Genomic DNA, 14842 nt, shown 5'->3' with positions numbered 1-14842 from the left:
TTTTAACTCAAATCAGAAATATTATTAATCTCTAACGCTATCTGATCAATCACTTCGATAATAGTCATTAATATACTGTTCTGAAATTATCATTTTGGCTAAGGTTGTATAAGTTTTAAGCGTTTCTGAGCAGAACACCACATTTGATAAAAAGCACTCCACTCTACAAAATCTATGTCATCACCTAATTCTCCCCTTTTGAATCGCCGATAAAAATCTTTTGATGACATTTGATATTGATATTCAAATTGTTTTAAATCCGTTTCAATTTCGGCTATCTGTTGTTGAGCAATATTAATTTCATGGGTGATAATTTCATCTAAGTAACGTTCAATAAGTTCATTTTGATTTTCTTGGCTATAGAGTGCTTTTAAAATTTTTAACTGATTTAAAATCTTACTGGGATTTTTCATAAGCTATTTATAGTTTAAAGACGTTTAAACAATTTTAACATAAATTTTAGGTTGTGTTGAGGAAGGAAACCCAACTTCTTCACTATTTTAAAAATTAGCTGTATTCTGAGAAGACGGTATTGATGGATTTGATATGGCGTTTTGGCGTACCTATTATCATTTAGTTTGGGCAACAGAAAATCGACAACCTTTGATAACGGCTGATCGAGAATCAGAACTTTATGGTTATATGATCGGTAAAGCCGATTATCTGGGGTGTATTGTTCATGCAATTGGGGGTGTGGAGGATCACATTCATCTTGTAGTTTCTATTCCACCAAAATTATCGGTTTCTGAATTTGTCAAAACGATTAAAGGGAGTAGTGCTTATCATTTGAATCATACGCCTTCAACTTCGGGGTTAGGGTTTAGTTGGCAACATGGGTATGGGGTTTTGACATTAGGAGGTAAGCAATTGGAAGATGCAAAGGCTTATGTGAATAATCAAAAAGAACATCATTCTTATGGGACTACAATTTTGGGTTTAGAACCAGATTATCAAGACAAGGATTAGATGCTTTAAGCTCTGAGCCGTGAAATCAATTTCCGGCTTAGAGCTTAAACCCGTTTTAACGGGTTATTTGGGGAATTTTTAACTATCTTTAGATAGTTTGAGCTTTTAGCCCGAAATTTATTTCAGGGCAACTCTCAGATTGGGAGCAGGTTAAGTTAAAAGCTCAATCTGCTCCATCCAAATATAGCCGTGAAATCAATTTCCGGCTTAGAGCTTAAACCCGTTTTAACGGGTTATTTTTTGGAATTTTTAACTATCTTTAGATAGTTTGAGCTTTTAGCCCGAAATTTATTTCAGGGTAACTCAGATTTTGAGCGGGTTAAGTTAAAAGCTCAACCTTTCCCATCCAGATAGAGCCGTGAAATCAATTTCCGGCTTAGAGCTTAAACCCGTTAAAACGGGTTATTTTGGGAATTTTTAACCATCTTTAGATGGTTTGAGCTTTTAGCCCGAAATTTATTTCAGGGCAACAAACTAAAATTGAGGTTAATTTTCTTATTTCAAGTAAATCAACCTCGATTATTCTTAAGTTGCTGCTGGTAACTTATCTTTTAAAGCAATTGCTTGATTGACTATTTCTTGAACTTTCTTACCTTCGGTAATTAATTGATCAAAATAGCTATTAACTTCAGCAATTAACTCTTGATAAGTTTCTTGTGAAAGAGGATCTTTACCAGTTAATTTCACTTCATAATACTGACAAGCTGCATATCCAACCCCTAAAAATAGGGTTGCATTAATTATTGGATTAATTGCCCAACTTGCGATCGGAGTATGTTTGAGTAAAAATCCTAAACCCATTTTGGGTAAATTATCAACGGTCAAAGTTAAACCTAAAATTGCTACAATCTCCTGTATTGATTCAGAGGATTTAATATCTTGCTCATAAGCATAAGCAATTTCATAAACCATTTGAATTAATAAGGGTGTCGTAAAACTTAAGTCTACAACTAGGGTAGATCCTGGGACTGCACTACCCATACCAATAATTAAAGAATACAAAAGTTTTTCATAGATGGCATTTTGAGCTATTTTGCTACTTGAAAAATTCGGATTATTTTTCTTGACTTTACTAATAATAGTAAGTGCTTTTTCCGCTAGATCCATACTCAAAATACACTCTAAAATCCTTTCTTTCCAATATTCATTCCAATAGTTAATGATTTGTTGCAGTAATTGTTTAACAAATTGTTCTGATGTTTTAGTGATTTCATTAAGGATATTGGTAATTTGTTGAGTTGTATACCCAACCGCTTTACTTGATACTTTAAAGCTTTCTTCTACTGTTTTTTTGGCTTGTTCTAGAGTCCATTGAATGTCTTCAGTAGCTTTATCTAGAATTTTTTTGAGATCTGCCAAAAACTGACCTAATTTATTAATATCTTCCTTAACTTCTGCTTCAATTTCTGTTTTTGTCAGAGAAACGGGTTCATCAACAAAATCTAATAACGCAGTCGCAGGAAGCCATTGACCTTGATCCATACTATCAACTTGAAAACAGACAATTTTTCGTCTATCTCCATAGGTTGCGATCGCTAAAACCTTACCTGTTTTCTCCTCATGATTCAGAGAACAAGTTGTCATTTGAAAAATTGCTAAATTATCTGAAGACATCATTTAATCCTCTTAAAATTGTCTGGGTATACAAAACTGTTCCCAACCTCTAAGCGTTGAGTCGTACTTTGAACAAAAAAAATCGTGGGTAGCGGTATAAAATTTTATTTTACTACGGACTCAAGAAAATGAAACCACTTTTTTTCAAACCGATTAAACAGAAATCAATGTGATACATGAGTTCATGTCAAGTTTTCCTCACATTGAATCGCAAGGCTTGTCCACATTCGGATGATATAATTAACAGTTGGCTTTTTATAGAACCAAAACCCCCTTCTCAACCGTAGAAGTGGGATTTTGTAGTGACTCAAATCTCTTATCGGTAGAAAACCGTAGCGTCTACCCTATTTTATCTAAAATGACAGAATCAATTCGCTTTCTGATGTGTTCTCCAGACCACTATGACGTGGACTATGTAATCAATCCTTGGATGGAGGGGAATATCCACAAATCCTCCTTTGACAAGGCTAGAGACCAATGGCAAAATTTGTACCATCTTATCAAAGAACACGCCATTGTTGACTTAGTAACGCCCGCCAAAGGTTGGCCGGATATGGTATTTACCGCCAACGCCGGGTTAGTGCTCGATAAAACCGTCGTTCTTAGTCGTTTTTATCATAAAGAACGTCAGGGGGAAGAACCCTATTTCAAAACCTGGTTTGAAAGTCAAGGATTTACCGTTCACGAACTCCCGAAAGACCTCCCCTTTGAAGGTGCTGGAGATGCTTTATTTGACCGGGAAGGACGCTATTTATGGGCGGGATATGGCTTCCGGTCTGAACTCGATTCTCACCCCCTAATTGCCGAATGGCTGGATATTGAAGTCCTATCTTTGCGGTTAATGGATGAACGTTTTTATCATCTGGATACCTGTTTCTGTCCCTTAAAAGGCGGGTATTTAATGTATTATCCTCCCGCTTTTGATTCCTATTCAAATCGCTTAATTGAACTGCGAATTCCTCCCGAAAAACGGATTATTGTAGAAGAACCCGACGCCGTTAACTTTGCTTGTAACACCGTCAATATCAATCAGAGGGTGATTATGAATAAAGTTAGCGAAAACCTAAAAGCCAGACTTGAAGAATCTGGTTTTACTGTCCTAGAAACTCCCTTAACTGAGTTTTTAAAAGCAGGCGGAGCTGCCAAATGTTTAACCCTGCGCGTCACTGAACCCGTGATTGTCGATCGTCATGCGGTGGTTAAAGTTGAAAGCCACACCGTCCTGATGGAAGGACATTTATTAGACGCTGGGTTAATTAACCGCGCCTTAGATTTAGTGGTTGAAGGCGGGGGGAGTTTCAAAGTCCTTAACTTCAATTTAGGGGAACAACGCCAAAGCACCTCGAAAGCCGAGATTAAAATTTCGGCTCCTTCCCATGAGGTGATGGAAGAAATTATTAGCCAATTAATTGATATTGGCGTGGTGTCCTTAGAAGAAGACCAACGCGACGCCCGCTTACAACCTGTTGAACAAGATGGTGTTGGCCCTGATGATTTCTACGTCTCCACGATTTACCCCACGGAAGTTCGGGTCAATGGAGAATGGATCACCGTACAAAATCAACGCATGGACGGTGCGATCGCCATTTCCGAAACCCCCAACGGTCTAGTCGCCCAATGTAAGATTCTGCGGGATTTAAAACTCGGAGAACGGGTGGTTGTGGATGTCGTTGGTCTTCGCACCATCCGCAAAACCGAATCACGGGAAGCTCGGAATGCACCCCAGGAATTCAGCTTTATGTCTGCTGGGGTTTCCAGTGAACGCCGGGTTGAGTTAATTGTGGAACAGGTCGCCTGGGAACTGCGCCAAATTCGGGATCGAGGCGGTAAAGTTGTCGTGACGGCTGGCCCGGTGGTGATTCATACCGGAGGGGCACAACATTTATCCCATCTGATCCGCCAAGGCTATGTGCAGGCGTTATTAGGGGGAAATGCGATCGCCGTTCACGATATGGAACAAGCGATCATGGGAACCTCCCTCGGTGTCGATATGAAACAAGGTATCGCCGTTAAAGGAGGGCATCGCCATCACCTTAAAGTGATTAACAGTGTTCGCCGTTATGGGAGTATTGCCGCCGCCGTTGAACAGGGTTTGGTCAAGAGTGGGGTGATGTATGAATGCGTTAAACATAATATTCCCTTCTCCTTGGCGGGTTCGATTCGAGATGATGGCCCCCTACCGGATACGCAAATGGACTTAATTAAGGCCCAAGAACATTATGCGGAACTGTTGCAGGGCGCTGATATGATTCTGATGTTGTCCTCGATGCTACATTCCATTGGGGTTGGTAATATGACGCCTTCCGGGGTGAAGATGGTTTGTGTGGATATTAACCCGGCGGTGGTGACTAAACTTAGCGATCGCGGCTCTGTGGAGTCTATTGGGGTTGTTACCGACGTGGGACTATTCCTGAGTTTGTTAGTCAATCAGTTAGATAAATTAACCAGTAAATACGGGATGGTACAAGTGGGTTAATTAATCGGGGTAAAAAATCCGGTTTCTGGTAATCTTTTGCTATTGTTTTAAGTGTATAAATAACCCCAAAGACACGAAGAAATGAAGGAAAGATAAAGACAGAAACCGTGTTTTTTATCAGGATCAGTTTTGGGAAATTATTTGAAGGTAATGCGATCGCAATTTTGATAAAAAATATCTATAACTACCTACTTATGACCATAATTAAACTCACGACTTCTACAGCATTAGCTCAGAACTTTGCTGATTATAGAAGCCTTCGTCCTGTAAAAAAGCAGTCACTTCATTAAGATGTTGACGACGTTTTGTGTCTCGTTGTTGTTTATAAGTGGCAATATCTTGGAACCGAATTCGCCGATGTGAACCTACCTTAATATGAGGAACTTCTCCTTGTTCAAGCAGTTTAATTAAATAAGGACGCGATACATTTAAAAAGTCAGCCGCTTGTTGTGTCGTCATTTCCTCCTCCTGGTGAAAAATAGTAATGGACTGCCCTAAAACCATTGCGTGAACCACTTGACGTAATGCAACATAAACTGATTTAGGTAATAAAATTTCTTCTCCGGTACTAGCAACAAGTCGAGGATGTGAATTACTAGCTTCAAGAAGATGTTCTAACTGTTCAATAGATTGTCTTTCTTCTTGATATGCAGTCAGTTGCACACAGTTTGATTTATTTTTCAACATAATTTTTACTTAAACTAAAAAGTAATCATATATAGCAGATCTAAATCATTTGTATCATAGCTATGCTTACGGGGTAAGAGTTTGGTACATGGGTTTGATTTGTATAACTTAAATAGACTTGCTATATATGACGATCATCATAACACTACTTAGCTATAAACGCAATATCCGCAATATCCGCAATAATCGCAATTATCAGGATCGAACATAGAAAACCCGGTTTCTGACCCCCACCCCCCACCAACACCTCCGAGAAACCNATCCCCCTAAGTCCCCCTTTTTAAGGGGGATTTAGGGGGATCTAATCTCGGCTGTAATCACGGGTTTTCGGCTTAAGTTGACACTCATGGGTAACCCCGCCCAAAGTTATCAACACCTAACCTGTTTGTCAACTAACTACGCTGAATTTCAGCAAAAATTTCGTTTAATATTTCTTGGGCACCTTGATCTTTGAGTTTATGGGCGAGTTGAATACCTAACTCTTCCGCATCCAGTGAATTTCCCGTGACAATATCTTTAATTAAGCGTTTTCCATCCAGACTCGCCACCATTCCCGTTAAGGTGAGTTGGTCGCCATTAATAGCACTATTCACGCCAATAGGAACTTGACAACCGCCTTCCAACTCGCGTAAAAATGCCCGTTCAGCATAACATCTTTGGGCGGTGGGAGTGTGTTCGAGGACTTTAATAATATCGAGAATATCGGTATCTCCTTCTCGACATTCTATTCCTAACGCGCCTTGTCCGACGGCGTGGAGAGAAATTTCTGGAGCGATGACTTGATGAATGCGATCGCTCATTCCCAAACGAGTTAACCCCGCAACCGCTAGAATAATCGCATCATACTCTCCATTATCCAATTTTTGTAGACGAGTATTCAGGTTGCCGCGTATATCTTTAAATTCTAAATGGGGATAATGATATCTGAGTTGAGCCAGGCGTCGCAGGGAAGAAGTACCAATAATAGCACCCGGTGGAAGGGTTTCCAGTTGTTTATCTTTGTGGTTTTCATGAACGACTAGCGCATCGGCGGGATTTTCGCGTTCCGAGACACAGCCTAACATTAATCCTTCCGGGAGTCGAGTCGGTAAGTCTTTGAGGGAGTGCACCGCAATATCGCTGCTGCGGTCAAGCATCCCTAGTTCTAATTCTTTGGTAAATAGTCCCTTATCGCCAATTTTAGCCAGGGCGACATCCAGGATGTTATCGCCTTGGGTGGACATGGTTTGCACTTCAAAGGTGATATCGGGGAAGCGTTTCTGAAGTTCTTCCTGCACCCAATAGGTTTGTACTAGGGCGAGTTGGCTTTTGCGGGATGCAATACGGACGGTACGAGTCGGGGCAGATACAGACATACTAAAGCAATAATACAAGCAAATAAAGTCACTTGATCTAGCCTACCGCAAGGAGGGACGTCAAGGTTGTTAAGGTGTGTGACGAGGAGCGCATCAATTCTATGATTACCCATTTTCTAATGCAATATAAACCCTCTTTTATGATTAAGGAGAATTTGAACGAAGTTACGCCCTTTCAGCACCAAATTCAGCCGCTCTTTGTTCACTGTGTCGATAGAGCGGCTGAATTTGTGCTGGGCGTTTTCCGTTGTTTTCCTCAATTTACATAAAAAGCAATAGCTTTTATGTGCAAAACAAAGATGTCTACCCTAACCCAAAAATAAAGTGCATTCTTTCATGCATTCTTTCCTTGACGCATTTTTCTCATCAAGGTTTAATATTAAAGAGAATCACCTGCTCAAATAATTAAATAAGGGATTCTAAATTAAACCCGTTTTAACGGGTTGCAGCTTTTAGCCTGAAATTGATTTCAAGGCTCATATTTGATATTGCAAAAAATGTTATCCAACAAAGTTGGAGAGGAGATTCTATGTCTCAATTATACCAATTTTCTCAAAATCTCGCAATCGGTAAACAAGGAGAATGGCAAATGATTATATTTTTTATCTGGTTAGGCTTTACTCAAGTTGAATTAGAAGAGGTCTATCAGCATCAACTCGAAAGACAAGGTTATCCGTTGATTGTTGATGTTTCCGACCGACCCGATTATCAGGAACAAGAAATCGATTTACTATTATATAATCATCCTGATAAATGTCCGATTTCAGTTGAGGTAAAAAAACAGCCTTCAGCACTAAAATGGGGGAATTTATTTTTTCAAATTACAAACCATCGAGGTGATCCAGGTTGGGGTGATAAATCCAATGCTCATTATTTTGCATTTATTGTTCCTGATTCAGAAATCCTATTAGTCAAACGTTCAAAACTGTCAGCCTTAACACGAAAACATCAATTTCAATTGAAAACGATGGATAATGGAGAGGAAGGATTATTGATTCCTGTTTCGGATGTTCGGAATATTTGCGATCCTGATAAAATCATTCCTATTCCTAAATTAGCTTAATACATTTCCCCTTGTCATGCTGAACGAAGCGCAGCGTAGTGAAGCATCTCATAGAGATTTCTGCTATCAGCAAATAACTCTTGAGATCCTTCGCTTCACTTCGTTACACTCAGGATGACATTGAAGGTTTAACGGTTTAAATTTGGGAGATGCGATCGCATTTATCCCTATAAAATTCCACAGTCAACGTAGGGGCGAGGCGCGCCCAAAGCGTGTCAACTTAACGCCAAAAGCCTTGAAATAAATTTCAGGCTAAAAGCTAAAACCCGTTAAAACGGGTTAATGAAAAATGATCTTAGTCATCTTTAGATGACTTCAGCTTTTAGCCCGAACTTTAGTTCCGGGCGCGGGGAACTTAAGTTAACACCAATGGGGCGCGCCTCGCCCCTACAGGGTTTAGATTGTTAGCAAAGATTTGAAATGTTAAAATTAATTGAAAAAATTCATGTAAAATCTATGACGAAGCTTCTCAAGCTAGTTGAACGGCTTCTTGCTGAACCTCCTGAAATCCAATTTTCAGACATCAACACTTTATTAGAAGCATTCGGTTTTCGAGAAATTCGTTCAACGGGTAGTCATCATATTTTCCGTAATGATCAAGGTCAAAATCTGGTTGTTCCTAAAACAGGTGGTAAAATGGTAAAAAGAACCTATATCAAGCAGATTATACGTTTATTAGATTTGGAGATTTGGTATGCAAAACATAAAAACACAAAGTAAACCCTTAGAATATTACTTAAATTTACCTTATCCAATTACACTATATCCTGAACCTGGTGGGGGTTATGTTGCTGAAATCAAAGATTTATCAGGGTGTATAACTCAAGGGGAAACCCTGGAAGAAGTTATGGCAAATTTGCAAGATGCAAAACACCTATGGTTAGAAACTGCTTATGAATTTGGGGATAAAATTCCCAACCTGGAGGCAAAAATTTAGAGTAATAAAAAATTAGGAACTTAAAATCAATGCTAACCCATTCAATTACAATTCCAGTTAGTGAAACTTTAAGTGAACAACTAAAAACTTTAGCCGAATTACAGGAGAAATCAGAACATGAACTAATTATAGAAGCATTGGAAAGTTACATTCGGAAGTTTATCCCTGAAAAAAGTTGTTATGATTTGGCGATGGAATTGGATGTTATTGGAAGTGCTGTAGATTTACCTGCTGACTTGAGTACAAATCCTGATTATTTTAATTAATAATGCGATCGCACATCCCAGAAACCCTGTTTCTAAATATTAATTGTTGTTGGGCTTTAGCCATTAAATCTTTGAACTAAAGCCCAACAACAAAGTTTTTAAGTTAATCAAAAAAGGGTTATAAAAGAGTTATAATAAAACTGATGATTAATAACCCGAAAACAACGACCCAAACAAGATTCTGTTGAAGCCAAAATCTGAGCGCAACAGATACATTTTGCTGAGGTTTAATTGGAGTAGAAATTAACGGTTCAGAACGATTTTGATAGAGGGTACATTCCTGAGCAAAAGGACGTTGAGGAAAATTGCAAGTATCATCCTCGTGATAGAGACAAGTTTCACAGAGAGATTCCTTCCCCGTAGAACGATAGAGGGGAATACCCGGATGTCCAAACGCTTTAAGCTGATATTGACAATGGGGACAGCTAACGGCTTGAGAGTCAACAGGTTGGTGACAACGGGGACAATGGGACATCGTAAAGATTCAAACTTCAAAAAGGGAATCTGCGAATTTGGGGAAAATATCACAAAATAGAAAATGTGAGCCAGTCTAAAAATAAAGCCTAGCTTTATATTGGCACTTTAGCAGCCTAATAAGGTCAGAAACAATGGATAATCAAAATAACTTACTGCGACAACTACTGATGATTGGGATCGGAACAACATCCTTAGTAGCCGAAAAATTGCAGGAAGCAACGGATCAGTGGGTTAAAGACGGGACGATGAATACAGACCAAGCTAAACGGTTTGTAGACGATATGATGCAGGGTCTAAGGTTAGATCATACCAGTTTAGAAGAACTGATGCAGCGCCAATTCCGTAATTTAATGCAGGATGTGGGTGTTCCCCGTCAGTCGGAACTTGATGAGTTACGCGGACGCCTAGACCGCCTTGAACGTCAGATGAGAGACTTAGAAAATCGTCTTTGGCGCTAAAAAGTTGTCAAATAATGTCAAACTTAAATGTTGGGTTTTACCTGAAAAAACAATCCTAAAGGTACATGAGTATACGCAGGAGGATGAATTTTGCGAGAAATTCTAATTAGCTTAGGGGTGATTATTGTTTGTACGGTTGTGCTAGTTGTGGCTCAAATTACAACGTCGATCCAACAGGCGAAAGCTGTTAATCAAAGCACTCCAATTTCAGTACAACAAAAGGTTTCCCCCACCTCAACGGTGACAACATCTAGCAGTCCTTTGTTTGCACAGGGTATTGCGTCAAATGCTCCCACTATTATTGCTCAAAACATGACAAATTCAGAAGAAAAAGTAATTACAACTGATTCCGATTTACAGTATGTTGATTTAACAGTTGGTGACGGTGCATCTCCTAGCAAAGGTCAAACGGTTACAGTTCATTATACCGGAACTTTAACGGATGGTAAAAAGTTTGATAGTTCCCGCGATCGCGGACAACCTTTTCAATTTAAAATTGGTGTCGGTCAAGTGATTAAAGGTTGGGATGAAGGCGTGATGAGCATGAAAGTGGGCGGACGTCGCAAGTTAATTATTCCAGCGAAATTAGGGTATGGCGAACGGGGTGCGGGCGGTGTAATTCCTCCGAATGCAACGTTAATTTTTGATGTGGAACTATTAGAGGTGAAGTGAGCCTTTTAGCCTCAGAAGTTACCTTATAAACCGGATTTCTAAACACTATCTCTGGACTCGAAACCCAGGTTTTTGTAAAGAAACCCGGTTTTTAATTTATTTTCCTGAATTTAAGCCGATTACACCGATGATAATCAATGCAATTGATATGAATTTAATCGGAGTAATTGACTCTCGAAAAAACCCGATTCCAATCATAGCAATTAAAGTTGTTCCTACACCAGACCAGACTGAGTAAGCAACGCTGACTTCAATTTTTTTGAGAACTATTGTTAAACAAGTAAAACTAAGTCCATAGAAAATAAATATTCCTATAGAAGGCCAGATTCGGGTGAAGCCTTGGGATAACTTCATACAGGTTGTCCCCATCACTTCAAACACAATTCCTAATATGAGGTAAATCCCACTGATTGATTCCATCTTAATGTGTCAACGATACTCAAACCATTATCCCTCAAATCGGAAAAATAGGGTTTCCGCAATGTTGTATTGACGGGTGGATAAACCTTAAGTTAAGAATTACAGTTGTTAGAGGTAAAAATCTCCTAATTCCTGTTAAGAGGTAGGGAATGGAAGTTGAATTAACTAGACCGAGGATTCGCTAAATTTCTGAATTTGGTAAATTGAGGGTCAAATAAGAGTTTAATCGTTCCTGTAGGGCCGTTACGATGTTTAGCCATAATAATTTCTGTAATTCCTCGGTCTGGAGTATCAGGATTATAATAGTCATCTCGATAGATCATCATAACTAAATCCGCATCTTGTTCAATTGAATTATGAACAATGATGTTATTTGCTACAAAATTATGCAAGTTAGGAACTGTTAAATCAAATACTTCTTCTTCTCCATCAGGTATAATTGAAACTATTTCATCCCAATATACATCACTGTTATCTGGTAAACAGATATGTTGTTTAAAACTTAACTCATCCAGTCTTTTCCAACCCTGAATTGTCAGGAATTTGTGATTAGCTGTTGCTCTAATTTTTCTTCCTAGTCGAGTTGTTAAGGTAAATACAGGTTTTATACCTGTAGAAAAGGCATTACTCACAATTGCTATTTCTAGCTTCATTATTTTTTCATTTAATGCCCAAACAGGAAAACCAGATTTACCTATTAATTCTTTAATGGGTACTTGTAATCCTGTGTCTGCTAATGTGATTAAGCTATCACCTGTTAAACAACCAGATTCCCTTAAATCTGATAACATGGGGCGTTTATTTGTACGAGATTCAACGCTTCGACTTAACTGGGATAAGGCAATTACAGGTACACTTAATTCTCTCGCTAATCCTTTTAATGATCGGGTAATTCTCGATAATTCCTGCACTCGATTATCACTTCCTCCCTCCATTAATTGTAAATAATCAATTAAAACTAACCCCAATACCCCCCCATTTTCCGCTTGCAATCTTCGAGCTTTAGAACGCATTTCTGTGACGGTAATATTCGGGGTATCATCAATAAAAATAGGTAATTCCGCTAAGGAACTAATCGCCATTGTTAAGGGTTCCCATTCCGATTGACTAATGCGTCCTGAACGAATGCGGTTACTTTCAATTTTCGCTTCACTAGATAATAGTCTTTGCACTAATTGTCCTTTGGACATTTCTAAACTAAAAATAGCAATAGGTAACTTTTGACCCTTAGCAATATTATGTCCTAAACCCACAGCAAAACTGGTATTATGAACGCAGATATCATTTGCAACAAAATTATGGGTTTCAGGAATGGTTAAGTCATAAACCTGTTTTTCCCCCATAAATTCAATTGAGACAATTTCATCCCAATAAATCTCACTGGTTGCTAACTGTTGTAAGGGTAAATTATCTAAAGCAGTGGCTAAAGTCCAGAGTCTTTCCCGTGATGGTTGCCGTTTACCAACATGAATATTACTATAGCCTGGAATCCCTGCGCGTTTTGCTAAATTTTGCCAAGATTCATCACCTTTAACCGTTGCGATTTCTTGCCAAATTTCTATGGGAATCAAATCTCGATTGGTTTGATAGCGTTTATTCATTAACGCATTTTCTATTTTTAAAAGTGCTTCTTCTTTACTAAAAATCCCAATTTCTGAGATAAAGGTTTTAAGAGATAAAGCATCGGTAATATCCAGTTGCCAAGCCGTTCGCCTGGTTTCTTTATATTTAACAGAACGCTTTTTCAGTGTTGCAATAATCCCAAATCGCAATAACAAATGTTGAACTTGTCGGGCTAATTCTTCACTGACACTGGTATAACCGATCTGTGATTGACTACTAGCTAAAACCGTCGCCCAACCATCTGTTGCAAATAGACGGTTTAGAAATAAAGCAATTTGTGATCGCTCTAATCTAAAGATGATTTCAGGAATTGTTTTTTGATGAGAATTCTTTCCCCATAATCCCAATTTTTCCAGCCAGATTACTAATGAATTCCTGTTATTTATTTGAATTGTTTCTGCTCCGTCAGGTGCAAGAACAGTGGTGTCGATATCTAGCAAGTCACACAACTGCTTAAAGAATTCCGAATTAGGAGCGGATTTACCATTCATCCAGTGGCTTACAGCAGAGGGAGAAACCCCTAAATCCTGAGCAATTTCAGAGCCAGATATTCCTTTGATTTGAACTGTTTGGCGTAGTGTTTTGGCAAAAGATTGTCTGTTATCGATTACTAATTGCTGGTTTTTGGTAACATTCAAGGAGTCCGCGCGAGTTCCGTGCGAGTTATCGATTCTAACTTTAAGGTTAGTATCAAAATCCTTGACAGCATTAATGAAATCTTGTTGAATTCTACAATCATTATTTGTCAAAACAGCATTGCTATCTGTCAGTCCGCCATCTCCTATTAAATAACCTAAAATCTTAGCCTGACATTCTGATATTTTTTCAGATCCAAAAACATCCACTTTGCGAGGAACCGCTATTTTTTGCCCTAGTTTAAGTTCTGCTAACTGCTTCCATCCTTGAATCGTTAAAAACGGATGGGTGAGGGTAGATTCTACAAACCTCCCTAGTTTTGTAGTAACTCTAAATACGGGTTTAATTCCATCATCAATAAAGTCAGAAGGTTCAGTAATTTTAAATTTCCAATTATTTTCTAACGTTAAAATTTGAGCTTTTTGACGATTATAAATATCTTCAATCGTGACAACACTCCCATCCGATAAAACAATTGTACTATCAAAACTTAAACATTTTCCCATTGACGGCCTACCCGCAATAATAATTAAATCCGACCGTTGAAACCCTCCTGTCATCGCGTCTAAATCATAAAATCCGCAAGGAATACCGGGTAAAGAAATTCCTTCATTGCGGTCTTCAATTTCTTGGAAGGTATCAATTAAGGTTTCTCCAATAGAAACTAAATCCTGTTGGGGTCGAACTTGAGAAATATTAAAGATTTGTTGTTCGGCTTTATCGAGAACCGTTTCTAAATCTTGGCTGGTATCATAAGCTAATTCAATAATAGTGTGTCCCCCAGTAATCAAACTGCGACGGATTTTTTTATCTAAAATTAATAAGCCATATTGATCAATATTAACCGCCGAAACCGTCCGATCTACGAGTTGAGTTAATTTTAATTGTCCTCCCACTTGTTCGAGTAATTTTTGATCCGCTAACCAAGTGGTAACGGTCATTAAATCGGTGGGTTTTCCTTGAAAATGTAGGGTTAAAGTTGCCCGATAAATAATTTGATGGGATTTGAGGGCAAAGGATTCTGGTTGTAATAATTCTGCTACCCGACTAATGGCTTCTGGATCGAGGAGAATACCGCCTAAAATTGCTTCCTCTGCTTCTATGTTTTGAGGAGGAAGGCGATCGCTAATACTAGAAAATTGAGGTTCATTCATCGCATGAGTTAGTTAATAAGCCGATTAGACCGTTTTGT

15 protein-coding genes are annotated in these 14842 nt (G+C 38.6%); 8 read left to right on the top strand and 7 right to left on the bottom strand.

Translation table 11 applies throughout. The features are described from left to right. Window positions 1–98: 98 nt before the first annotated feature. The gene (locus PL8927_RS22555) at window positions 99–413 is read right to left on the bottom strand and encodes a hypothetical protein (protein ID WP_083625710.1); all 315 of its coding nucleotides are present in this window, start codon (window positions 411–413) and stop codon (window positions 99–101) included. A gap of 133 nt (window positions 414–546) precedes the next feature. Here PL8927_RS22555 and tnpA point away from each other — a divergent pair, with 133 nt between their 5' ends. Continuing rightward, window positions 547–966 (top strand): IS200/IS605 family transposase, encoded by a 420-nt coding sequence (tnpA, locus tag PL8927_RS22550; RefSeq protein WP_083625709.1) that lies wholly within the window; start codon window positions 547–549, stop codon window positions 964–966. A gap of 525 nt (window positions 967–1491) precedes the next feature. On the opposite strand, the gene PL8927_RS22545 is transcribed toward tnpA, so the two are convergent. Then, on the bottom strand, window positions 1492–2580 hold the full coding sequence (locus tag PL8927_RS22545; protein WP_083625708.1) for a hypothetical protein: 1089 nt from the start codon (window positions 2578–2580) through the stop codon (window positions 1492–1494). Window positions 2581–2938: 358 nt separating this feature from the next. On the opposite strand from PL8927_RS22545, the gene argZ reads away from it, so the two are divergent. Continuing rightward, window positions 2939–5056, top strand: a complete 2118-nt coding sequence (gene argZ, locus PL8927_RS22540) for a bifunctional arginine dihydrolase/ornithine cyclodeaminase (RefSeq protein ID WP_083625855.1) — start codon at window positions 2939–2941, stop codon at window positions 5054–5056. Between the two features lie 219 nt (window positions 5057–5275). Here argZ and PL8927_RS28650 read toward each other — a convergent pair whose 3' ends face one another. Beyond that, window positions 5276–5743: a helix-turn-helix domain-containing protein gene (locus tag PL8927_RS28650; protein ID WP_083625707.1), complete on the bottom strand. Its 468-nt coding sequence runs from the start codon at window positions 5741–5743 to the stop codon at window positions 5276–5278. Window positions 5744–6135: 392 nt separating this feature from the next. After that, window positions 6136–7098 carry a hydroxymethylbilane synthase gene (gene hemC / locus PL8927_RS22530; RefSeq protein ID WP_083625706.1) on the bottom strand — a complete coding sequence of 321 codons (963 nt, stop codon included), beginning with the start codon at window positions 7096–7098 and terminating at the stop codon, window positions 6136–6138. A 529-nt stretch (window positions 7099–7627) separates the two neighbouring features. Here hemC and PL8927_RS22525 point away from each other — a divergent pair. From PL8927_RS22525 to PL8927_RS22510, 4 genes are all read left to right on the top strand, one after another. Beyond that, entirely contained in the window at window positions 7628–8161 is a 534-nt protein-coding gene (locus PL8927_RS22525; protein WP_083625705.1) for a hypothetical protein, read from the top strand. 456 nt (window positions 8162–8617) lie between these two features. After that, window positions 8618–8881 (top strand): type II toxin-antitoxin system HicA family toxin, encoded by a 264-nt coding sequence (locus PL8927_RS22520; RefSeq protein ID WP_083625854.1) that lies wholly within the window; start codon window positions 8618–8620, stop codon window positions 8879–8881. Further along, window positions 8856–9098 carry a type II toxin-antitoxin system HicB family antitoxin gene (locus PL8927_RS22515; RefSeq protein ID WP_083625704.1) on the top strand — a complete coding sequence of 81 codons (243 nt, stop codon included), beginning with the start codon at window positions 8856–8858 and terminating at the stop codon, window positions 9096–9098. The genes PL8927_RS22520 and PL8927_RS22515 overlap by 26 nt, the downstream gene beginning before the upstream one ends. Window positions 9099–9127: 29 nt before the next feature. After that, window positions 9128–9364, top strand: a complete 237-nt coding sequence (locus PL8927_RS22510) for a ribbon-helix-helix domain-containing protein (protein WP_197047517.1) — start codon at window positions 9128–9130, stop codon at window positions 9362–9364. Window positions 9365–9482: 118 nt separating this feature from the next. On the opposite strand, the gene PL8927_RS22505 is transcribed toward PL8927_RS22510, so the two are convergent. Further along, the gene (locus PL8927_RS22505; RefSeq protein WP_083625703.1) at window positions 9483–9839 is read right to left on the bottom strand and encodes a zinc ribbon domain-containing protein; all 357 of its coding nucleotides are present in this window, start codon (window positions 9837–9839) and stop codon (window positions 9483–9485) included. Window positions 9840–9972: 133 nt separating this feature from the next. Here PL8927_RS22505 and PL8927_RS22500 point away from each other — a divergent pair, with 133 nt between their 5' ends. Both PL8927_RS22500 and PL8927_RS22495 read left to right on the top strand, forming a co-directional pair. After that, the gene (locus PL8927_RS22500) at window positions 9973–10299 is read left to right on the top strand and encodes a phasin family protein (protein WP_083625702.1); all 327 of its coding nucleotides are present in this window, start codon (window positions 9973–9975) and stop codon (window positions 10297–10299) included. Window positions 10300–10389: 90 nt separating this feature from the next. Beyond that, on the top strand, window positions 10390–10971 hold the full coding sequence (locus PL8927_RS22495) for an FKBP-type peptidyl-prolyl cis-trans isomerase (RefSeq protein WP_083625701.1): 582 nt from the start codon (window positions 10390–10392) through the stop codon (window positions 10969–10971). A gap of 96 nt (window positions 10972–11067) precedes the next feature. Here PL8927_RS22495 and PL8927_RS22490 read toward each other — a convergent pair whose 3' ends face one another. Beyond that, window positions 11068–11391, bottom strand: a complete 324-nt coding sequence (locus tag PL8927_RS22490) for a DMT family transporter (RefSeq protein ID WP_083625700.1) — start codon at window positions 11389–11391, stop codon at window positions 11068–11070. Window positions 11392–11552: 161 nt separating this feature from the next. Then, the gene (gene dnaB / locus PL8927_RS22485; protein ID WP_083625699.1) at window positions 11553–14804 is read right to left on the bottom strand and encodes a replicative DNA helicase; all 3252 of its coding nucleotides are present in this window, start codon (window positions 14802–14804) and stop codon (window positions 11553–11555) included. Window positions 14805–14842 lie beyond the last annotated feature (38 nt).

Source organism: Planktothrix serta PCC 8927 (assembly GCF_900010725.2).
Lineage (GTDB): Bacteria > Cyanobacteriota > Cyanobacteriia > Cyanobacteriales > Microcoleaceae > Planktothrix > Planktothrix serta.
This window is presented reverse-complemented; position numbering and strand designations above follow the sequence as displayed.